Origin of the sequence: Beggiatoa alba B18LD (assembly GCF_000245015.1) — a bacterium.
Taxonomy (GTDB): domain Bacteria; phylum Pseudomonadota; class Gammaproteobacteria; order Beggiatoales; family Beggiatoaceae; genus Beggiatoa; species Beggiatoa alba.
Genome location: NZ_JH600070.1, coordinates 1 through 21291, shown reverse-complemented (window position 1 = coordinate 21291; position 21291 = coordinate 1). Strand labels below are relative to the sequence as shown.

At 39.8% G+C, this 21291-nt stretch carries 19 protein-coding genes; 5 read left to right on the top strand and 14 right to left on the bottom strand.

Annotated features, from left to right (window positions below):
* Positions 1 to 4: 4 nt before the first annotated feature.
* From BEGALDRAFT_RS00155 to petA, 5 genes are all read right to left on the bottom strand, one after another.
* Positions 5 to 502: a DUF3305 domain-containing protein gene (locus tag BEGALDRAFT_RS00155; protein ID WP_002682462.1), complete on the bottom strand. Its 498-nt coding sequence runs from the start codon at positions 500 to 502 to the stop codon at positions 5 to 7.
* A 24-nt stretch (positions 503 to 526) separates the two neighbouring features.
* Positions 527 to 928 carry a ClpXP protease specificity-enhancing factor gene (locus BEGALDRAFT_RS00150; protein ID WP_002682461.1) on the bottom strand — a complete coding sequence of 134 codons (402 nt, stop codon included), beginning with the start codon at positions 926 to 928 and terminating at the stop codon, positions 527 to 529.
* Between the two features lie 87 nt (positions 929 to 1015).
* Positions 1016 to 1771: a cytochrome c1 gene (locus tag BEGALDRAFT_RS00145; RefSeq protein WP_002682460.1), complete on the bottom strand. Its 756-nt coding sequence runs from the start codon at positions 1769 to 1771 to the stop codon at positions 1016 to 1018.
* Positions 1772 to 1796: 25 nt separating this feature from the next.
* Positions 1797 to 3056: a cytochrome b gene (locus tag BEGALDRAFT_RS00140; RefSeq protein WP_002682459.1), complete on the bottom strand. Its 1260-nt coding sequence runs from the start codon at positions 3054 to 3056 to the stop codon at positions 1797 to 1799.
* On the bottom strand, positions 3056 to 3655 hold the full coding sequence (gene petA / locus BEGALDRAFT_RS00135; RefSeq protein WP_002682458.1) for a ubiquinol-cytochrome c reductase iron-sulfur subunit: 600 nt from the start codon (positions 3653 to 3655) through the stop codon (positions 3056 to 3058). Before petA ends, BEGALDRAFT_RS00140 begins: the two co-directional genes overlap by 1 nt.
* Positions 3656 to 4190: 535 nt before the next feature.
* On the opposite strand from petA, the gene BEGALDRAFT_RS17635 reads away from it, so the two are divergent.
* A complete protein-coding gene (locus tag BEGALDRAFT_RS17635; protein WP_002682457.1) occupies positions 4191 to 5009 on the top strand; it encodes a DUF4395 family protein in 819 nt (272 codons plus the stop codon).
* A gap of 79 nt (positions 5010 to 5088) precedes the next feature.
* Here BEGALDRAFT_RS17635 and BEGALDRAFT_RS00125 read toward each other — a convergent pair whose 3' ends face one another.
* The 3 genes from BEGALDRAFT_RS00125 to BEGALDRAFT_RS17630 are packed head-to-tail and all read right to left on the bottom strand — an operon-like array spanning position 5089 to position 7407.
* The gene (locus BEGALDRAFT_RS00125) at positions 5089 to 6030 is read right to left on the bottom strand and encodes a hypothetical protein (RefSeq protein ID WP_002682456.1); all 942 of its coding nucleotides are present in this window, start codon (positions 6028 to 6030) and stop codon (positions 5089 to 5091) included.
* 2 nt (positions 6031 to 6032) lie between these two features.
* Complete coding sequence (locus tag BEGALDRAFT_RS00120; RefSeq protein ID WP_002682455.1) at positions 6033 to 6518, bottom strand: DUF7004 family protein; 486 nt, start codon at positions 6516 to 6518, stop codon at positions 6033 to 6035.
* Positions 6519 to 6552: 34 nt separating this feature from the next.
* A complete protein-coding gene (locus BEGALDRAFT_RS17630; RefSeq protein ID WP_002682454.1) occupies positions 6553 to 7407 on the bottom strand; it encodes a class I SAM-dependent methyltransferase in 855 nt (284 codons plus the stop codon).
* A 142-nt stretch (positions 7408 to 7549) separates the two neighbouring features.
* Between BEGALDRAFT_RS17630 and BEGALDRAFT_RS00110 the strand changes: the two genes are divergently transcribed.
* Positions 7550 to 8776, top strand: a complete 1227-nt coding sequence (locus BEGALDRAFT_RS00110) for a sialidase family protein (RefSeq protein ID WP_002682453.1) — start codon at positions 7550 to 7552, stop codon at positions 8774 to 8776.
* A 73-nt stretch (positions 8777 to 8849) separates the two neighbouring features.
* Here the strand turns inward: BEGALDRAFT_RS00110 and BEGALDRAFT_RS00105 are convergent, their stop codons facing one another.
* Positions 8850 to 10043, bottom strand: coding sequence for a cytochrome c family protein (locus BEGALDRAFT_RS00105; RefSeq protein WP_002682452.1), 1194 nt, complete (start codon positions 10041 to 10043; stop codon positions 8850 to 8852).
* Between the two features lie 338 nt (positions 10044 to 10381).
* Between BEGALDRAFT_RS00105 and BEGALDRAFT_RS00100 the strand changes: the two genes are divergently transcribed.
* The 3 genes from BEGALDRAFT_RS00100 to BEGALDRAFT_RS00090 all read left to right on the top strand — a co-directional run bounded on the left by BEGALDRAFT_RS00100 (position 10382) and on the right by BEGALDRAFT_RS00090 (position 13725).
* Positions 10382 to 11773: an ankyrin repeat domain-containing protein gene (locus BEGALDRAFT_RS00100; protein ID WP_002682451.1), complete on the top strand. Its 1392-nt coding sequence runs from the start codon at positions 10382 to 10384 to the stop codon at positions 11771 to 11773.
* 13 nt (positions 11774 to 11786) lie between these two features.
* The gene (locus tag BEGALDRAFT_RS00095; RefSeq protein WP_002682450.1) at positions 11787 to 12131 is read left to right on the top strand and encodes a PilZ domain-containing protein; all 345 of its coding nucleotides are present in this window, start codon (positions 11787 to 11789) and stop codon (positions 12129 to 12131) included.
* Between the two features lie 67 nt (positions 12132 to 12198).
* A complete protein-coding gene (locus tag BEGALDRAFT_RS00090) occupies positions 12199 to 13725 on the top strand; it encodes an adenylate/guanylate cyclase domain-containing protein (RefSeq protein WP_002682449.1) in 1527 nt (508 codons plus the stop codon).
* A 184-nt stretch (positions 13726 to 13909) separates the two neighbouring features.
* Here BEGALDRAFT_RS00090 and glnD read toward each other — a convergent pair whose 3' ends face one another.
* From glnD to BEGALDRAFT_RS00065, 5 genes are all read right to left on the bottom strand, one after another.
* Complete coding sequence (gene glnD, locus BEGALDRAFT_RS00085; protein WP_002682448.1) at positions 13910 to 16609, bottom strand: [protein-PII] uridylyltransferase; 2700 nt, start codon at positions 16607 to 16609, stop codon at positions 13910 to 13912.
* A 126-nt stretch (positions 16610 to 16735) separates the two neighbouring features.
* On the bottom strand, positions 16736 to 18022 hold the full coding sequence (locus BEGALDRAFT_RS00080) for an NAD(P)/FAD-dependent oxidoreductase (protein WP_002682447.1): 1287 nt from the start codon (positions 18020 to 18022) through the stop codon (positions 16736 to 16738).
* Positions 18023 to 18036: 14 nt separating this feature from the next.
* Positions 18037 to 18687 carry a hypothetical protein gene (locus BEGALDRAFT_RS00075; protein WP_002682446.1) on the bottom strand — a complete coding sequence of 217 codons (651 nt, stop codon included), beginning with the start codon at positions 18685 to 18687 and terminating at the stop codon, positions 18037 to 18039.
* Positions 18688 to 18866: 179 nt separating this feature from the next.
* Positions 18867 to 19841 carry a diacylglycerol kinase catalytic domain-containing protein gene (locus tag BEGALDRAFT_RS00070; protein ID WP_002682445.1) on the bottom strand — a complete coding sequence of 325 codons (975 nt, stop codon included), beginning with the start codon at positions 19839 to 19841 and terminating at the stop codon, positions 18867 to 18869.
* 92 nt (positions 19842 to 19933) lie between these two features.
* Positions 19934 to 20974 carry a hypothetical protein gene (locus BEGALDRAFT_RS00065; RefSeq protein ID WP_002682444.1) on the bottom strand — a complete coding sequence of 347 codons (1041 nt, stop codon included), beginning with the start codon at positions 20972 to 20974 and terminating at the stop codon, positions 19934 to 19936.
* Positions 20975 to 21291 lie beyond the last annotated feature (317 nt).

Sequence of the window (21291 nt, the reverse complement as noted above, 5' to 3'; positions counted from 1 at the left end):
GGTCTCACGAAGGTGAGGATTTATCATTAAACCATTTTTGCCGTTCGCGTTTTTCGCGGGGTTTTGGGTTGTAGTATTCGAGTACATACAATTCCATCCAGCGATAAATTTCAGCGGGCATACTGACATCATAAACTCGAGATTCAGCTTCGCCATAAGCGGCTGATTCGTCGTAGCTTAAGGTGACAAGAAACGGGATAGGTTCTTCATTTGCGTCTCCATGACAGACAACATAAAGCCGTGGCTTAGGGGCTGTTAAGTTATGGTAATAGCTTTCTAGTTCGTCTTTGTGTAATTGTAGTGTGAACCCTGTCCATAAATATTGGGTTTCTTGGTCTGTCACTAACAGTTCTGTGCGTGAGGTTGCTTGTTCTTCATGTACAGGAACAACGCCTAAAATGCGCCAGCGTTCTTTTAACCATGTATGTCCTTCTACGCGCTCACAGGCTGTGAGTACAGAAACGCGGAAAAGTGTGGGGAAATCATTGCCTAATGACATCATTATATCCTCATAACTTAACCACTGTTATTTAACAACTTTTAAGAATGGTGCTTTTTTCGCTGTGGGGGTAGGGGCTGGTGGTGGCGTTTCGGGTGGAGTTTCATCTTGAAATTCTTCTGCATTGAAGAAAAAACCACGTCCGTTTTCTTTTGTATAAATGCCTAATACAGCTGCAATAGGGACTAGCACATTTTGCGCTCTGCCAGAAAAACGTGCATTAAAACTCAGCCATTCATTGCCTAGTTCTAAATCACGAACTGCGGAAGGGGAGATATTTAATACAATACTACCCTCTTCATTCACGAACTCTCGGGGTACTTCGACCTGTTCTAGGTTCGCATTGACTTTTAGGTAAGGGGTAAAATTGTTGTCTATAATCCACTCATAGACAGCACGGATTAAGTAAGGGCGTGGAGAAGTCATCATATATCAAAATAATTCAAGGGTTAGCATAATAGAAAAGGGAACTCTATAGAGTTCCCTTATTCCTATTAGGTTAGGTAATAATAGGGTTTAATGCACGTCGCGCCAAAACTCTTTTTTCAGTGCGTAAGCAAAGACAAAGAGGAAGGCGAGTCCTAATAAAACCCACATACCGAGATAATGTCTTTGTAATTTGGCAGGTTCGCCAACATAATCAAGGAAGTTGACCAAATCGCGGACGGTGCGACGATAGTCATCGGCTTTTTGCTTGGCTTCTGCGTCAGTGACACCTGCGGGATGAATGACTGCTAAAGACGCAATTACTTCATGTTCTTTGCCTTCAGCATCTTTGATTTTTTCAGTCACAGGCATTTGATAACCTTGTAATTCCCATAAGACATGCGGCATTGCAGTGTCTTTAAAAACGAGGTTATTCACGCCTGTTGCTTTGTTTTCATCTAAGTAGAAAGATAATAAAAAGCTGTAAATCCAGTCAGTGCCACGTGCGCGAGCAATGACGCTTAAGTCTGGGGGGGCAACCCCAAACCAGCCAAGGGCTTCTTTTTTCTGCATAGGAATTGTCATTAAATCGCCAATTTTTTCGCTGGTAAACATAAGATTGGCTTTCATGACATCTTCAGGAATATCTAAGTCTTTAGCAACTCGCTGAAAACGTGAGTATTGTAATGAATGACAGCCCATGCAGTAATTGGTGAACAATTTTGCACCATTTTGTAAAGAGGCTTTATCATAAACATCGTTATTAGCATGTTGTAACGGGACTGTCTCGGCTGCAAATACGATAGAAGGCAGTAACAGTAAACAACTTAAAAGCAGTTTTTTCATAGTTTTCTTTATCCTATTCACGCTGTTAGTGTGCGGGCATCGTGACACGTTCAGGGACTTCTTTATAAGAGTCCAGCGAGGTATAAACTGGCATCAAGAGGAAGAAGGCGAAGTAAATCACCGCTAAAATTTGCGCTAATAGTGTCAAGGCGGGAGATGGAGGTAATACGCCTAAAATCCCTAAACCAATAAAGCTTACTACGAAAATAGATAAGGCAATTTTAAATAAAGGTCCTTTGTAGCGAATAGATTTAACAGGGCTACGGTCTAACCAAGGGAGTAAGCAGAAAATCATCACGGCTGCTCCCATTGCAATAACGCCCATTAATTTATCAGGCACTGCGCGTAAAATGGCATAGTAGGGAGTGAAGTACCATACAGGGGCAATATGTGCAGGTGTGACTAAGGGGTCAGCAGGGACAAAGTTGGGTGCTTCTAAGAAATAGCCACCCATTTCAGGCATGTAGAACATAACAACTGAGAAGAACATTAAGAAGACGATAACGCCCATGAAATCTTTCACGGTATAGTAAGGATGGAAAGGAATCCCATCTAAAGGTTTGCCATCCACATCTTTTAATTTCTTAATTTCTACGCCATCGGGGTTGTTAGAGCCGACTGCATGTAAAGCAACAATGTGTAAGAACACTAAACCCACTAATACTAAAGGAATAGCAATCACGTGTAAGGCAAAGAAACGGTTCAAGGTTGCATCAGAAACAACGTAATCACCGCGAATCCATAAAGTTAAATCATCGCCAATCACAGGAACCGCACCAAAGAGGGAAATAATTACTTGTGCACCCCAGTAAGACATTTGTCCCCAAGGTAACAGATAGCCGAAGAAGGCTTCAGCCATTAAGCATAGATAAATCCCCATTCCAACCAGCCAAACTAATTCGCGTGGTTTTTTGTAAGAACCGTATAATAAGGCTCTAAACATATGCAAATACACGACGATAAAGAAGAAGGATGCGCCCGTAGAGTGCATGTAGCGAATTAACCAGCCAAAGGACACATCCCGCATGATATATTCCACTGAGGCAAAAGCTAAATTGCCATCAGGTTTATAATTCATGGTTAAGAAAATCCCAGTAACGATTTGAATCACTAAGACAACAATGGAAAATACACCGAAGTAGTACCAGAAGTTAAAATTTTTCGGTGCATAATATTTCCCCATGTGGGTATCCCACGTTTCAATCAGGGGAAAACGGTCATCAAACCAACCTAATAAACCGCCTAATAAAGTACTTCTATCAATGTTGCTCGCCTCTTTACTCATTACGCGGCTCCTACTTTATCTGCACCCACTAAAATACGGGTGTCGCTTAAATAACTGTAAGGGGGAATTGTTAAATTGGTGGGAGCGGGAACATTTTGGAACACACGACCCGCTAAGTCAAAGCGTGAACCATGGCAAGGACAGAAAAAACCGCCTTTCCAATCAGACCCTAATGCACTAGCACCTTCGCCTAGCGGTACGTAATTTGGTGAACAACCTAAATGGGTACAAATTCCCACAACGACTAAATATTCGTCTTTAATTGCCCGATTCGCATTTTTCGCGTAGTCAGGTTGAATGCTGTTATCTGACACAGGGTCGCGTAATTGAGCATCTAAAGTTGGTAACGCTTCTAAGATTTCCTTAGTCCGTCTTACAATCCACACAGGTTTTCCGCGCCATTCAACGGTTAAACGTTGACCGGGTTCTAACTTGCTGATGTCAACTTCTACAGGCGCGCCTGCTGCTTGCGCTTTCGCGCTAGGTTGCCAATAAGCAACAAAAGGATACGCGGCAGCCGCGACCCCCATTGCACCGACAACGGAAGTGGAAGCCACTAAAAACCGTCGTCTGCCTTTATTTACACCCTCTGTACTCATGTACTCATCATCTCCGCATGTTTGAGTGAATTAACACAAAGAATTAAACATCACTGTTTAGCCGTAAAAATCTAATCAATCAATCTATTGTAAAACAATGCAAATAGTAAAATATGATAAACGTGACTGTATTTTAATACTATTAAATTAAATGAGTTAATCTCTTGATAATTGCCGATTAATCCTTAACTTTAGTGAAAAGTAAAAAATTTATCTACTTTAATTCAACTTATATAATAAATTCAGGGTTTTTTGGTAGGTAATTAAGGCGTTAATTAAAATTTCAAACGAGTATTATAACACGCTTGCGCTACCGTTAAGTAGTTTCCAATCAATAGAAATACAATTCTTCACGATTTGCCCCTATGCTCCCATGATTCCCTATCTACAAAATCATCAAAACCACATGAAAATTAAGCACGAATTACTCCAATCGTAGCTTTAAATAAGCTTGTACTAATCACGTCACCATGACATCTATTAGTGTATGCTAATATACGATAAGATTCTTTATATAATTTATGAGGGTAAAATAATGTCTGAATGCAAGTTATCTTTTCAACAAATGTCGCTATTTCAACAAGGTTATCAAAGCTATACACCCACTGAATTGAAGCAATTAGAATGGGGATTGCGCTTTACCCCCGCTATCTGCTCATCAATTACCCTGATTGGGTTACTGACACAATCACCTCTAGTGCTCTTTGCAGTCAGTATATTAGGTTTTTGGGCGTTCTTTTTTCCCGCAGGACACCCCATGGACTTACTCTATAATCATGTAGTACGTCATTGGTTTAGTGCTGCAAAACTTCCCCCGAATCCTTTTCAACGTCGGCTTGCGTGCTTATCAGCCGCCGTGATGAATGTCATCGCTGGCGTTCTCTTCTTAGCTGCCTTGCCTGTTGCGGCGTGGGTTGTTGGTGGTATTTTGTTAGTATTACAACTGATTGTCATTACAACACATTTTTGCACATTATCTTGGATGTATGAAGGCTTAATGCGTGCGTTAGGCAAATGGACAGTACCGATTGAATTAGTACAAGTCGAAAAACTGTGTCAAGAAGGGGCTATTTTAGTGGATGTCAGAGGCGCGGATGAATTCGCACAAGGACATTTACCCAATGCTTTAAATATCCCATTAGAACAATTACCTAACTACTTTGCGCAATTAGCGGATAAGAAAGTTATGCTCTATTGCGCCAGTGGAATGCGTAGTTTTATCGCAAGCGAAATGTTCCAAAAACAGGGTTATCACAACAGCTACAACATTGGTGCAATGGCACGTTGTCAGCCTGTATTTGCGAAACAACCTGCAACACCAGCACAAAGCCATCTTGCTAACCAAGTCGTTTAATTAATATATTAAGATTGATGCTTTTCTAAAAAGACCTGTTAGTCAACAAAACAGGTCTTTTTTATTTGGGACACGCGAATCAATGATGAAATTTCTTAATTAACTGAATGCGGCTAATATTCCATTCTAATATCTGACGACTATCTGCGGGTATTTTATCCTGATAAAAACGGGCTGCAGGCGTTACAATCAATTCAAGCCCTAAATGTGCTTTTAAAACTTGTAATTCTGCCAAAATTAACCCAGTCATCCCAAAAGCCTCAGTTGGTGTAATTTTTCTAGTATGAATATCCTGATAAACATCAGTTTTTAGATTGACCATTTTTATATTAAAGTTTTTCTGTAACTCTTGAATTTCCCTTACTAATTCTAATCCTGTATTAAATACATCGGCGGGCGTACTATTGATTTTTTTAGGATTTGGCAGTGTGGTATCTGTAATTTCTAAAAAATAGAGTAGCGCATCAATATCTTCATGAATCCGCATTGTTTGTCCAAACACATGAGACGGCGTAAAGCTAGAATTTGCCAAAGCATCTAAATCGTAAAAAATGGCATTGAGCGCGTTATAATTATCTAAATCAGTCTTTTGTGTAAAAACAGGGGGTGGCGGAGGAAATGCAGTAACGCCTAAATATTGTTTTAACAAGTTAAATTCTGTATGTAACCGAATGACTTGTTCATAAATAGCATCATTAGACATATTTTTTTCTGGTTCTCGTGATGGGATATTTAAGGGAGGAAAACCATATTTTTCAAAAACATGATTGAGCTTAAATAAAATTTGATAAATCTTTTGCCAACTATGACGTGGACTAATTTGTAGGGTTACTTTGGGACGTTCTATGGTTTCTGTTAAGTTAAGACGCTGTTTAATTAAAGCAAGCTCTTGTTGAACTTTATAAATTTCTGTATAGGTTTCATCTAAACTGATGGGAATATGTGTTTCTGTTGCAAAGCTTAAAAAAGATATTCCCCAAAATAACCAGATATTTATTATGAAAATAAAATAATTACGCATGTTTAAAACCCTTTTGTTTTACAAAGTTCGTCTAGTTCACGCCACTTTTTTCCGCGACTAAAATGTGCCGCAATCTTTGGGTCTATTTGTTCTATCAAGGTTTGATACATCCCAAGGCGTTTAATACGTTTTTTTAAAATCGCCTTTTCTTTATTTTCCTCCGCCACCATCCCCGCATAAATCACGGTAAACCAGATGGCAATCTCTAATGCATCTTCTTGATATTTTTCTGCTACGTCTAAAATAAGCGTTAATACATCGCTATCAATTTTAGCGGTCGTTTGTGCGTAAATTTCTACATAATCATTATATAAACTTTGCGCTCCGTGTTGTGTCGCTAATTGTTGTAAACGGGTGAAGTACTCTGTATCAGAGGGGGCATAACGTTTTTTTAGTGGTAAATGTAAATAAACACACCAATCATCAAAACGCCCTCGATCAAATACAACAGTACTTCCATCATAAAAAGTTTGCAAAATTATTGGCATGGCGAGTATTGATGTAAATGCGGTGTAAATGGTTTTATTTTTCTACATATAAAAAGATATGTCCTTTACCTAAATAGTATTTTTTCGCTGATTGCGCAACAATGAACTTAACATAACGAAACCCAATTTTTCGCAGTAATAAGTTAATATCTAAACCAAAATCTTGAAAACATAAAACACCTGCTTGATTAACAGGGTCGCCATGATATTCAGGGGGGAGTAGATGTGTAATGTGTCCTTTTGTGTCTTGTGTCGCACGAATTAAGGTTTTTGATTTATCTAAATGAATTGGTACGCTGAATAAAAAGCGTCCGCCTTTTGTTAGTACGCGATAAATCTCGTTAAACGCTTGGTGATATGCGCTAACGTGTTCTAAAACATCAAAAGATAGGATTAAATCAAAGGATTCATTAGCAAAAGATAAATGGGTTAAATCTTCATGTTGTACCGATTGCCCAAGATATTCGTAAACTTTACCGCCTACTTTATCGATTCCTAAGAATTCACTGCCGATGAGTTTAGGTAAGCGGGTTGATAAATGATGATAAAGGGGGGTAACCGCTTCGCTGATATAGGTTTCACGGGGTAATTGTTGCGCGATTAAGTATTGAATCAATTCAACTGTAGCACGCATCCGTGCATTGAAATGACAGCATTCACAACTTAAATCTTCCCGCCAATTGACAAAAGTTTGTTGTTGAATAGCGGTATAAAATGCGGGAGAAAATTGTAAATGTGTGGTGTCCTGACAAACACTGCAATGACCCGCAATGTAAGGAATAGGTATTTGTAGCAGTTGTTGTTCTATGGCAGTCGTCGGAATAAAGTTAAATTTTTGTGGTGTATCAGTGATAAAAAAATTGTTTTCTGTCGGCGGAAAGTGCAACACGATTAATAATATTCCTGTTTTATGAGAAAGCGAGCCACTAACATTTTTTCTACGGTATTTTCTATTTTGTTTCCCCTTGCAATTATACAGTGGCTAATTTAGTTTATATACTAAGTAGTTACTTAATTTATCGAGAGTTAGTATGTTACGTTTTATCATTCAGTTACTCATTAGCAGCTATTTTTTATTATTATCAATGGTTGCTTCCGCAACGTGTTTATTTACCACGACAACAGGCGTGAATGTGGATGGACATTATCCCCGTTTTGCTGAACTTGCTGATGGCAGTGTCTTAATGTCGGTTGACCGTTATATTGTCAACGAGCAGGGACAAGGCGGACAAGCCATTGTTATTTATCGTGGAGATAAAAATTTATTAGTGTGGGAAGAAATCGCCATTGCGGCTTATAATCCCCCCGCTAATTTTAGTAATGCTTATCTGGTTGTTTTAAAAGCTAAGGGAAATCGCCCAGAAACTGTTTTATTGGCATTGCGTGCATGGGAAGGGGTTAATTCTCACATTGATGTCATACAAAGTACTGATAAGGGGAAAACATGGGGATTCCGTGCGCAAACCTTTGGGGAAACAATGGGGACTTTGACCAATGGCGAAAGTAATGATGGGAGTAGTGTCAGTGACGTAGGGGTTTATGAGCCTGCTTTATGGGTTTCTCATGATGGTTATAACCCTAATGGAAACGAAACTTTATATATTACTTTTGCCTCTGAAGTTTCAGAAACGGGGACATTGGCATATGAAAATGAGCAAATCATTTTACTTCAACGTTCTGATGACTTAGGCGTGTCATGGTCTGCGCCTGTAGTTGTAACAAAAAACGAATCTTATCAGCGTTTTGGAATGCCTGCTATTATTGGTGTTGGTGATTTATTAGCCATTTTTTATGAGCAAGTGGATTTAACGCCTGAGCGTGTTTATTCGTGGTGGGATTTTAAAACCCGCCCCGCGTGGAAATGGTCAATTCGCTCAGCATTATCGGTGGATAATGGCACATCATGGGCAAGTGGCTATATGTTGTTCGATAGTCGTTTAGGGTATGTGGACAATGAAGGCTTGAGCATTAACTATTCAGGTGCGCCCGTTGTGCGTTTATTACGGTTTCCAGATACGGGTTTAGAAACGATAGGAGTTATTTTCCAAGTCGCTAATATTCCTAACTATGCTGACCGTAATAACGCAAAAGTAAGCCCTTATTATGTGGGACTGACTAAAGAAGGCATTGAATTTTATCGTGGTCCTTTATCTCAGCCATTCTCTGCATGGTGGGCAAGCAGTTTTCAACATAGCGTCAGCCAGAAAATTATCTTAGCGGGTGATAAGGATGGCTGTGTACAAGCTGGGTTTTACTAAGTCTTAACCGCTAGTCATTCACGCGACCTTTAAACCTTCTAGGCTTGATTGCCTAGAAGGTTTTTTTATGTGTTTAAAAACGGACTTCGGCAATACCCGCAACCACAGGATTGGTTAAATCCCCTGTTAACTCAGTAAATTTATCGATAACAATTTGTGGTAATAAGTTATAAATCAATTCAGCACGAATCATGGTAACGCCTGCACTTGGAATGTTGTAGCTTAAGCTACGTTTTTCATATGGGCGTAAACGTGTATCTGTTTGCACATCTTTTGTTGTAACCTGACGCGGTAAAATCGGTTGTACCTCACCGTTATCATTTAGCACAACCAATTGTAAAAAGGCTTGAGGGTCATCACTGGCAACAGGCGGGAAGGATTGAAAATTACGCCATAACAATTCCCCTGTTTTTCCATAAGCGGTTAATTTTAAATAAGCATTACGTAAGGGAGAACCGTCAGGAAAATGATGCGGTAAAATATTTTGTAAATTTACCTGTGTTTTTAATGTATCACTAACGGTTTCTGTGGTTAAAGTGACAATCACCGCCCGCTTAATCATTACCTCACTATGTCCCCCCGCAATAGCATGATAAGTTGATTCGTTAATCTTGGGCATATGGCAAGATTGACAAGTTGGGCTTGGCTGTTCGCTAGGTTCGCTGGCGGGAATATGGAATTGACTATGACAACCGACACAGACTTGACTTGTGCGCAAAACAGTTTGATTAGGTTCCATCGGAAATGGATGTGTTGCGTCTAACTCTGGCGCGAAATACCGTCCTGAAGGGCTTTGTAAATGGGTATTCGATAAAGAATAGGTTTGTATGCCAAATAAAACCTGCTCTTTTTCGTCAAAAATGCCATTAAATTGGCGAATCGTGTGACAAGTTACACAACTGACACCTTCATGATAATTCGCATTGTCCAACTTCGTTTTGCCTGCTAAAGCGGCGTTAGGTGCATGACAATTTAAACACACAGGATACGTGCCGTTTAACTGCACACCTTCCTCCGTTGGACTGCCAACCACCTCTTTATAAATACCCCCATGAACAGGGTCACTTAATGCGGTACTTTGTGCATGCATGGAACTTTGCCATTGTGCAAAGACATCCTGATGACACGCACCACAAACGGCGGTAGATAATTGATGCGGGTCTAATGGTGGATTAGCATAGGTCAAACAATGGCATAGTAGTAAAATACCTAGCACACAAATGCGTAAGAGTGATGTTTTAAACTGAGTAAAATGAGTAAATTGCATGGGTAACTCCCAACATTGTTGTTATAGTGTTAGTGACATTATCGTTTCTTTAAAAAACTGTCTTACTATTGTCACAATGCAAAAAACATTCATCTCTAACATAAGTTATAAGTCATCTTCCAGATAATACCGAATGCATACTCTACAATGATAAGTAAATTAACACGGGTATCTTGTGATTTGCGAAAATAGGATGATGAAGGATTTATTATGACCTCAATAGCAGAGACGATTTATAACAATGGCATTATTTGAATCAACTTATCATCATTAAACCGCTACCCCATATTACTGATATAGCGTATGATTTCTCTTTAGCATAAAGGGGGAGTAATTCAATGAGTTTCCTTAAAAAAATCCGTAATTTAGTGACACAAAATAGTAATGAAATCGCCGTAACCGAAGCTGTACATGCTTTTTCACCCGAAGCATTAGACAGCCCACCGAATTATGTTTTTATTAATGCATTACATGCCGCTAAACAAGGCGATTTAGCTAAAATTCAATCCTATCTGCAATTTAATAAAAATTATGTTTTTTGCCGTAATTGGGAAGATAGAACATTACTGCATGACGCGGTTTCTACTGCACGGGTTGAAGTTGTTAAATATTTGCTAGAACAAGGGGCTGATGCAAATGCGATTTGTAAAGAACAAACCCCATTACATTTTGCAATTGAAGGGGATGTCCGCGAAATGGCGAATAAAACCCCAGAACAATTTTTAGAATATCGAAAAAGACGACGTGAAGTCATCCGATTATTACTAAATCATCATGCTGACTTTAATATTGCGAATGAAAACGGCGAATTTCCGCTACACGTTGCCGCTAAACTGGGCTTGTTTGAACTCATCGATGTACTCCTCAGTGCAGGCGATGATGTCAATAAATTGACAGCCCCGCCAGAACAGACTGATGAAAAAACCGTTATAAATGCAGCTCGCCCGCCCTTACTTCTCGCCTGCAAATACAGCAAAGAACTCAAAACGATTCAATTACTCCTCAATAAAGGTGCAAATCCAAACGTTACAGACCAAGAACCCGGTTATAACGCACTTCACTATCTAGTTGCCTATCGCGCAGCAAAACAAGAAAAAGAAGTAAAAGAAAGTCGTTTACGCGATGTAGCCTTACTACTGATTAAAGCAGGTATTGATGTTAATGCACTGACAAATGATGTAGAAGCACAAACCGCGTTACACCTTGCCGTTAATAACGACTACTTTTCACTGGTTGAGTTATTAGTACAACATGGCGCAAATCTTGAGCTTAAGAATGCAAAAGGCTTGATGCCCTTAGGAATCGCTGCCCGCAATGGCGATGCCCGCATGGCAGAATATTTATTAAAAAAAGGGGCTGGGGCAAGACGTTCTCGAGTTTTATTTCACGCCGCCTCTTGTACAAAAAATGATACTGTTTTACGGATGCTGTTAGACCAAGGCATGGACGTGAATCTACCTGATGAAGAAGGCTACACCCCTATTTTTGCTGCTATTGCCGCCTATTCATTGCACAATGTGAAATTGTTGATGGAAAAAGGTGTCGATTTAACGCAACGTTCTCCTAAAGGGCAAACCGTGTTAGAACTCGCCTTTGCCTGCTGGGGCGAAGTCTCCAACCTAACGGGCGAAACCGTCTCTCAAGAACGTAAACAAGCCGAATCAGATGCAAAAGAAATTATTCGACTATTAGGTGGTTTTGAACGTCCTGAGAAAAGACTCTTTGTTTAACAAGGAAAAGCCCATGCACAATACACATCCTAGCCGTCGACACCTTTTTCTATACCTAGAAATCATCGACCGTGATACACAAACCCTATTAGGACATCTCGGCGACCTTTCTAAAGAAGGTGTATTAATCATTACCGACAAACCATTAAAAATGAATGGTATTTATAATATCCGCATCCAACTCCCTGAAGATGAAGATATATCAAAACCCTATATCGACGTAAAAGTTGAGGTTCGTTGGGAAAAACCCGATATTAATCCTGCTTTACAACTGGTTGGTTGTCATTTTATTGAAATTGACCCAGAAGACTTATACGTCATTGATGATGTCAGCGAAGTATTGGGATTTAACGAATAATACCTATCGACAGCAGGAGGTACATCATCACAATACTGCATGATGCAACAATGAAGAGCCTCCCGATATGCCAAGAATTTTATTAAATTTTCTAAACCTACTCCGTGCCCGCCTTTCATCACGGATAGCCCTCTGGATTTTTGTCAGCATTGTGATTATTGAAATCATCATCTTGTTACCCTCAACACTACGGCGGGAGCGAGAGACGATGGTGCAATTAGAACAAATTAGCATCCCAATACTGGACGCAGTCGCCCGCTTTAGTACATATGACAGCACCGCCAATGATATTTTGGCAAAAGCGCAAATGTTAACGAATAATTTTCCTGTGCTTGGTGGTACTGTTTATGACCAAACAGGAAAAGTGCTGAACCATTTTGGCGAACAACCAGAATTAGCCTTTCAACAAATTCAAAAAATCACAGAACCTTATCGCCAGCTGACCGCAAATAACAGCCGTTACGATGTTGCTTTTCCCATCGTTGCTAATAGCCCTTATGACCTATTAGCAAAATCGCTTGCTATGCAACACTGCCGTTACCCAACACAGATACAACAAAGTCAGACAACGACAAATTGCAACCTAGAAAATCCCTTACTTGTGCTCAGAATTAATGCGGAAAAAGTCAACGAAGAAGTACAAGAATTTATCTGGCGAATTGCAGGCTTAATTCTCATTATCTGCTTATTTGTCACCATCTCTATGCTATTTGTTCTTGCACTTTTAATCATCAATCCGATTCTCCGTTTACGCAACGCGCTTGCCAGCATCAGTGAAGTAACCAACGAAACCCCAAATATTCAACTACTAGAAACAAAACGTTGTGACGAATTAGGCGATGTCATGCGTACCTTTAACCACATGGCAAAGCGATTACTGGAACAAGTTGGCGATATTAAAGACCGCGAAAAACAACTTAAAATCGTTGTCAGCGAATTATGCGAAGCGAATACTCAAGCAGAAAACTTACTGTTAAATATCTTACCTGTTCCCATTGCAACCCAATTAAAACAAGGCGTATATCCCATTGCTGAAAGCTTTCCAGAAGCAACCGTCTTATTTGCAGATATTGTTGGCTTTACCCAACTATCAGTACATACCCCCCCTGCGGATATGGTCAACCTACTTAATCAACTCTTTACCACCTTTGACCATCTCGCAGAACGTCATGGTTTAGAAAAGATTAAAACCATTGGTGATGCTTATATGGTTGTTGGAGGTTTACCTGTGCCAAATCAATACCATGCTGAAGCAGTGGCGAATATGGCAATAGACATGTTGGACGCTATTCAAGACTTCAGCAACGCACAGCAACAACCTTTAAGCATTCGTATTGGTATCAATACAGGTCCTGTGGTTGCGGGGGTCATAGGCGTGAAGAAATTTATTTATGATTTATGGGGAGATACGGTTAATACGGCTAGCCGTATGGAATCGCACGGTTTAGCCAATACGATACATATCGCAGAAAGCACTTATTTATTATTAAAAGATAAATATCAGGTAGAACCACGTGGCACGATTAACGTTAAAGGCAAAGGCGATATGGCAACTTACTGGTTACAAGGGAAACAAATGGTAGAAATAACCTGAGTTCGGCGAGTTTCTTTTAAAAAGGCAACAGCTTGTCTGAATCAGAATTTTCAGAATTAAAAAGACAAGAAAATTAAAAGAATAAAAAATTATGTTTTTAATTCTGTTAATTCTGAAAATTCTGTGAATTCTGATTCAGACAAGTTATTGTCTTTTTAAAAGAAACTCGCCGTATTCAGTTGATTTAAAAGCTAATCACTTTCGCGTTGGTGTTCATTTTCACCTCTTTTTCTACATCTAAAACCATCGATAATTCTTCGCGTAATGCATCTAATTGGTCAGATGAATACAATAAATGATTATTACGGTCAGTGATAAAAAACACGTCTTCTACCCGTGAACCTAAGGTTGCAATATTGGCTTTTTTCAAACGTACATCACAATTAACAAACGCTTGCGCAATTCGTGACAATAATCCTGGGCGGTCGGTAGTAATCACTTCTAAAATGGTGTGGTCGTTACCACGGTCTTGTGTAAAAGTAATCCGTGTCGGAACGGTGAAGTATTTCACTTGTCGAGGAATTCGACGATTAATGGGATAAAACGGTACGCTGGTATCACGGCTTAATGCATCTTTAAGTGCCTGTAAAATTTCTTCTACACGTTCTTGATCATGAATTTCTGCCCCACTTTCCTCTAAGACAGAAAAGCCCGCCATCGTAAATTCGCTTTGTGTTGGAATAATATAAGCGTCGACAATGGTAATCCCTTGTTGTTCCAAGAAATAAGTGATTTCCGCAAATAAAGAATCACGTTCATGTGCAAATACAGTAAATTCTGTACTACCTTGCGTATTATGCCGTTCCATGACTAACGGCTTTTCTGTATTCGTGTGATTTAAAATAGCAAATGTTTCCCGCGCGACTTCTTCAGGTGATGAACGTAAAAAGTAGTCGTCGCCCAAATCATCCCAAAAGGCTTTAATCTTTTTCTCATGCGAACCTTGTAATAATTGCAAGGCTTGACTGCGAATATTATGAATATGAAATTGCTTATCGGGCACATTATTTAAGCCATTACGCAAAACATGCTGAGTTTTACGATATAAATCAACTAATAAAGCATCTTTCCAATTATTCCATAACTTTGGATTTGTTCCGCGAATATCCGCAACGGTTAATAAATATAAATAATCTAAACGCACACAATCGCCCACTTTCTGCGCAAAATGATTAATGACTTCAGGGTCAGACGTATCTTGACGCTGTGCAGTGATAGACATCAGCAAATGATGACGCACCAGCCATGAAACAAAACGTGCATCGTAATCACTTAAACCATGTGCTTGGCAAAATGTCATTGCCTCCGCTTCGCCTAAAACAGAATGGTCACCACCGCAACCTTTTGCAATATCATGAAATAAACCCGCTAAATATAAAAGTTCGGGTTTTGGCAAAGAATCCATAATTTTAGAACAAAAGGGGAATTCATGACGAAATTCTAAAATGCCAAAACGGCGTAAATTACGTACGACGAAAATACTATGTTCATCAACCGTATAAACGTGAAATAAATCATATTGCATTTGTCCCACAATCCGCCCAAAAGCAGGAATATACGCGCCTAAAATGCCATAACGATTCATCCGCCGTAATGAACGGGTTAAACCGCGCGGTTGGCGAATGATTTCAAAAAATAAGCTACGCGCCCGTAAATCACGATGAAAGGCATCATCGATTAACCAGCGATATTGACGCATTAAGCGGATAGTACTTGCTCGTATGCCTTGAATTTCAGGATTTTGTTGGAGAAGTAAAAAAATTTCTAGTAAAGCAAAAGGGTAATTCATAAAGACTTTATCGTTTGTGACCTCGATATAATCATTACGAACTTGAAAGCGTTTATTCAGCGGACGGATATTTGCAGACAAATCGCCGTATAAAATGACTTCATGGAATAATTGCAACAGCATGTCATTTAAACTACTTAAATCTTTAATTGTCCGATAGTAGTTTTTCATGAAATCTTCAACGCCTAAACGGACTTCACTGTCATGATAACCCAGTGTTGCAGCAAGAGAACGTTGATGATCAAATAAAATACGGTCTTCGCGTCGTCTTGCCATAATGTGCAATAAATGGCGAATTTTCCATAAAAATTCTTGACCTGCCATCATTGCTTTATATTCATCTTCGGTGAGAAAACCATGATGGACTAAATCATGTAAGGTACGTGCACCAAAATGACGTTTAGCAACCCATGCGACTGTTTGAATATCCCGTAATCCCCCCGGTCCTTCTTTAATATTCGGCTCAAGGTTGTAACCTGTACCATGATATTTTTCATGGCGAATATTCTGTTCATTGATTTTTGCGGCAAAAAATTCTTTGCTTGCCCACAAATGGCTAGGATGAATGCGCCCAACCATATCATTAAACAAGGCTTGTGACCCTGTTAATAAACGGGCTTCCATTAAATTCGTAATCACCGTAATGTCAGCAAGGGCTTCTTGTTCACATTCATCTAGGGTGCGGACACTATGCCCAACTTCGAGCTGAATATCCCATAAAAATGTGACGAATGCCGTTGCATTTTGTTGCATCATTTCATTCATGGGATGACGCAATAGAATCATCAAATCAATGTCAGAATAAGGATGCAATTCACCGCGTCCATAACCGCCAACCGCAATTAATGCAATATCATCCGTGCTAACCCAATCATAACGTTGCCAAACCGCTAATAGAATTTGATCGATAAACCAAGCCCGCTGTGTAACCGCCTCCATCGCATTCATCGATAACTGAAAACGTGATTTTAAAATCTCGTTTCCTTGTTGTAAGGCTTCACGAAACGCTTTAATTGGCGAAGACGCTTGCGCGAATTGAAGCGCGAATTTTTGCGGGTCAAACAATTGATGGTCGGTCGGAATCGCGGCAAACATGATGGCAGGTATCAGTAGCAGTGGATAATAGGGAGTATAGACAAGATAGCAACAAACTTTTTTGTAATAACACAATTACGCATAAGGGTATTGTAACGATATTAACGTGTTTTTTTTAGCGGATGATTAATTAATTATCCCTGCAAATTGCACTTGCCATGCAGGTTTAATACCCAATGCATTTGCAACGGCTAATCCAGAGTTTAAAGCGTCCTCATGAAATCCATGACTAAAATAACTGCCACAAAACCATGTATGACGCTGTCCTTGTAATTGATGCAATTCTGCTTGTGCGCTAATTGCCGTGCTATCAAAAATAGGATGTTGATAATAAAACTCGCGCAAAATATTTTTTGGTTCTTGGTGGGGGTTAAAAGATAGGAAAAAATTTTCAGCCTGACTCAGGGGTTGCAAGCGATTAATCCAGTAGCTGACAGAAACGCTGTCTATTTTGGCTTGTTCTGTCGTCGCTAAATAGTTCCATGTTGACCAAATACGGGGACGCAATGGCATCAGCTCAGTATCTTGATGTAAAACCGCTCGATTTTCACGATATTTAAAACGACTTAATAAGTGTTGTTCTGTGTCACTGGGGTCTGTCAATAAACTTAAGGCTTGGTCGGCATGGGTAGCGATAACAACAGTATCAAACGTATTTTTTTCTCCCCGTGCATCTAAAATATCGCAACCTGTTTCGTAACGGCTGACTGCAACAGCGGGTGTAGAAAGTCGTAGTTTATGCTGAATGCTCGATAACATACGCTGAATATAACAATGAGTTCCCCCTTGCACGGTATGCCACAAAGGGCGGTCATTAAGCGTTAATAAGCCATGATTATGAAAGAACCGTAGCAGGGTCAGTGCGGGAAATGAGAGAATTTTATTGGCGGGGCATGACCAAATTGTCGCGCTCATGGGTAATAAGTAATGTAAGCAAAATGTTTGGCTATATCCCCCTTGTTGTAAAAAATCAGCTAAGGTGAGCGACGCAATCGGCGCGACTTGTTTACTTAATAATGCCTTCCCTTCGCGGTTAAAGCGCAAAATATCCCATAATAAGCGATAAAAATCGGGATTAAATAAATTGCGCCGTTGTCCAAACAGCGTATTTAAATCACTGCCCGCATATTCAATCGTTCCGCGATCAATAGACATGGAAAAGCTCATCGCGGTCGGAATCGTTTCAATTTCTAAATATTTAAATAAGGCAGTTAAATTCGGATAATGCGCTTCATTATAGAGAATAAATCCCGTATCGATGTCTAGTTTACCGTCTGTCGTCTCTATGCTGACTGTTTGGCTATGTCCGCCCACATAAGCATTTTGTTCATACACCGTAATATCATGTTGTGTATCTAATAACCACGCAGCACATAAGCCAGAAATCCCCGTCCCAATGATTGCTATTTTCAAGCATATTCCCCTTTTTAGGATTCACTCGGTTTTTCAACAGCCATATCAATCATACTTAATTGAGAAACTGGGTCTTGCGGTTTTACAACCACGACAGAGACAATCCCATTTGCATTTTTTTGCAATCTTTCCGCACAGGCAACAGCCTCATCATACACCTCATAAAGACTACCACCGCCTTGTTTAGCATATTGATGAAAAACATCATTCCACTCTAATAATTCGGAAGCCTCTCTCAATTGGATTTTATACAAACGTTGTGGTTTACCCGCTTGAGTGGGATTTGTGTGAGCAGTTGTGCTTTGGACGGTTGTAGCAGGTTTACGCTTATTACGCTCCGCATCATGCCAACCTGTATCCCAACAAACATGCTGTAACGTGCGGGCTGGGTAAGGATTTTGTTGTCGTGATAAGCCTTGATAAAAAGCAACTTCCCCCTTTTTCAGATAGATAGAACGTTCTTTATCTTCCTCTGTCACGCCTGTAGAAATTTCTAACAACATGGTATCAATCAGTTCCATTAATTCACTGACTGTCCAATTTTTATGATTTTCCATTTTTAAACGTTGTAAAAAATAACGCAGTGTACGCAAGGTATCGCAAGCCGTATCGCGTTGTGTTTGAGTTTCTAGTTTTAATTTGTTATCAACATCTATCGTTGTCATTTTGTAAGCCTCCACGCTGTTTTACTATTATTTTCATCTGCTTTAGTGCATAAATCCTGATAGTGAACAATTTTATTCAAGGTGACATCAGGAGACAAAACGCTACTCTGTATTTTTAAATCAATGAACCGTGAAATAAAACTATTTTTATTATTTTTTTATGGCTTCTCACGCGCTGTTTATATCACTAATATGCCCTGTTTATCTGCAATAGAAATCGTTGCCTGTGTCCCTGCATTAAATTCTAAAAAATCACTTTCGATACCATCGCTAAATACAACCCCATTTTCAGCCATTTGCGAGACAATAATTAAAGGGCTTGTCGGCGTAATTTTGCCAAATACACAATGAGCCGTTGAAGTTGTACTGATAAAAGGTTCACGGACAGTAAAACATAAGTAATCACTATCCCATGCAAATTGGCTATTAATTGCAGGGAGTAACTCTGTCACCGCTGTTTTTTTAACAGACGCTTTTTTATCTTCAGGTTGCCACGCTTGCATAATGGCATTTGCGCCCACTAATAAACTTTTAAACCAGCCTGTTGAGCCTAATCCTGTTGAAACAATAACACCACTTGATGATTGATTTTCATTAAAAATATCAGATTGAATTTGATAGCGTGCAGAACCATGTGAGCGCGTGCCGATAAATAAGTCATTGACTGCGTATAGTTTTAACCCATTATTCAAAATTGCTTGTGCCATTGTGACCGTTTTATATGAGCGACGGCGTGCAAATACTTCGGTAACAACGTTTTTTAAGTCTTGGACGGTAAACGGCAATAAAACCCCATCATACCGACGCGGGTCGGGGTTCACACCAATAACTGATTGTCCATTTAAATATTTCAAAGTATTAGCGACTAAACCATCTTGCCCTAGCACAACAATCGTGTCTGTTTCAGCAAAAATAAAATTCGGTAAATAACGACGGTCTAAAAGATGAACTCGTCCTAATTGATTGAGATATAAAAGGGTTTGCTCGATTGCCTGTTGATAAGTTTCATGTTCCGTCACATAATCAGAAAAATCTGCGCCTAATTGTTCAACATAAAATTTTGCTTGGGCGCGAGTATTAAAACGGGCTTTGAGTTCATCTAAACGAGTGTGGCGGGTGACTAGAATAATTTTATTTTCTGTCGTGCGAAACATAGATGTAACTCTCTTTGAGTCAAAATGATTATTTTTAGATAAAGCCTGATAAGGCTAATCTTCACCTATCAGGCTTTATCTATGCCAATTGCTTAAGGTAAAGGCTTTAAAGTACCACAACGGGCTTCACCCAACATTGCCCCGATTTCCATCGTCCATTTAGACTGCAACTCGACTGATTGCCATTGTTTTTCGGCAACATCACAGCGATACTCATTCTTTTTATCCGTTAAATGTAAATAATAAGCACCTGTCCGTTTGCCTTCGCGTTCACATCCTAAGCAATTTGAACCATTGCCTTTTAATTGAAAACTTCCCCATTGTGGCGAATGGTTTACACCCTCTGTTGTAACTGCACGGCTAAATTGCCAACGGTTGATGCTGTAATAACATTTATCCGCATAAATAGGCTCACTGCGGTATTTTGGCTGACAAACATCTTCTGTTCTAAAAGTCCCATCGCCTTGGTCAACACGACGCGCTGTGCAAGATTCACCATCAGGAACTTGCTGATACGATTTAATTTCTGATTTACGCGAGACATTATAAGCGGCTGAAGGAACGGCATCACACCAAGCACTATCATCCCGCGCTTTATAATCTTCAATCTCAATCGCTCGCTCCCAACTATAAGCCGTGAGGGTTAAGGCAACGTTTTTTGTCCAAAATATCGCAATCCCTCCGCCAACCAAGAGCAATAACAGCCCTGCAATCAGCCAGTATTTAAAACGACTATTGCTTGAAACAGGATTTTTATTAGCTGGTTTGGTACTGTCTTGGACAAGCTTAACGCGGGCAGCTTCTGTTAAAGGCGAGCCACATTGCTGGCAATATTCGGCTTGTGCGGCGTTACCTGTACCACAAGCAGCACACAAACGGTCTGCGCCAACATATTTATGATCTTCAACGGCGATTTCTTCCCCTGCTTTAGGAAAGTAGCGTTTTTCTGTCGCCTGTGGCGCGCCACAATTTGGGCAAAATCGATGCGTCACCCCTAATAATTTAGGCGTGTTGCAATACTCACAGTCCCATAACATTTGATACGTGCCTGTTTGGCGAACGCTTGCATTTTTAGGAATATTAGGGTCTGACGATTCGGATTGATGAGATTGGTTTTTTTGATGTTCGTTCATAAAAATCCGTGATGGTGTATTAAGTAAGTAGAGAGAATACTTTCTTGGCGTGAGGCTGGGGACGACTTCATTATATAGGAAACCCCAGTATTGCAAAAAAGTCCTTAAGTAACCTGAATTCAGCGAGTTTTATAAAACAAAACAGAGACCTGCTAGGTTTTCAAAACCTAGCAGGTCTGTCGGAACACGACGAAAAGGGTTGAAGGACTGGCAGAGATTATTCTCTTGTAATTGATAAAATCTTGCCGAACTCAGGTTTGTTTAGCACTAACCTGAGTTCGGCGAGTTTCTTTTAAAAAGACAACAGCTTGTCTGAA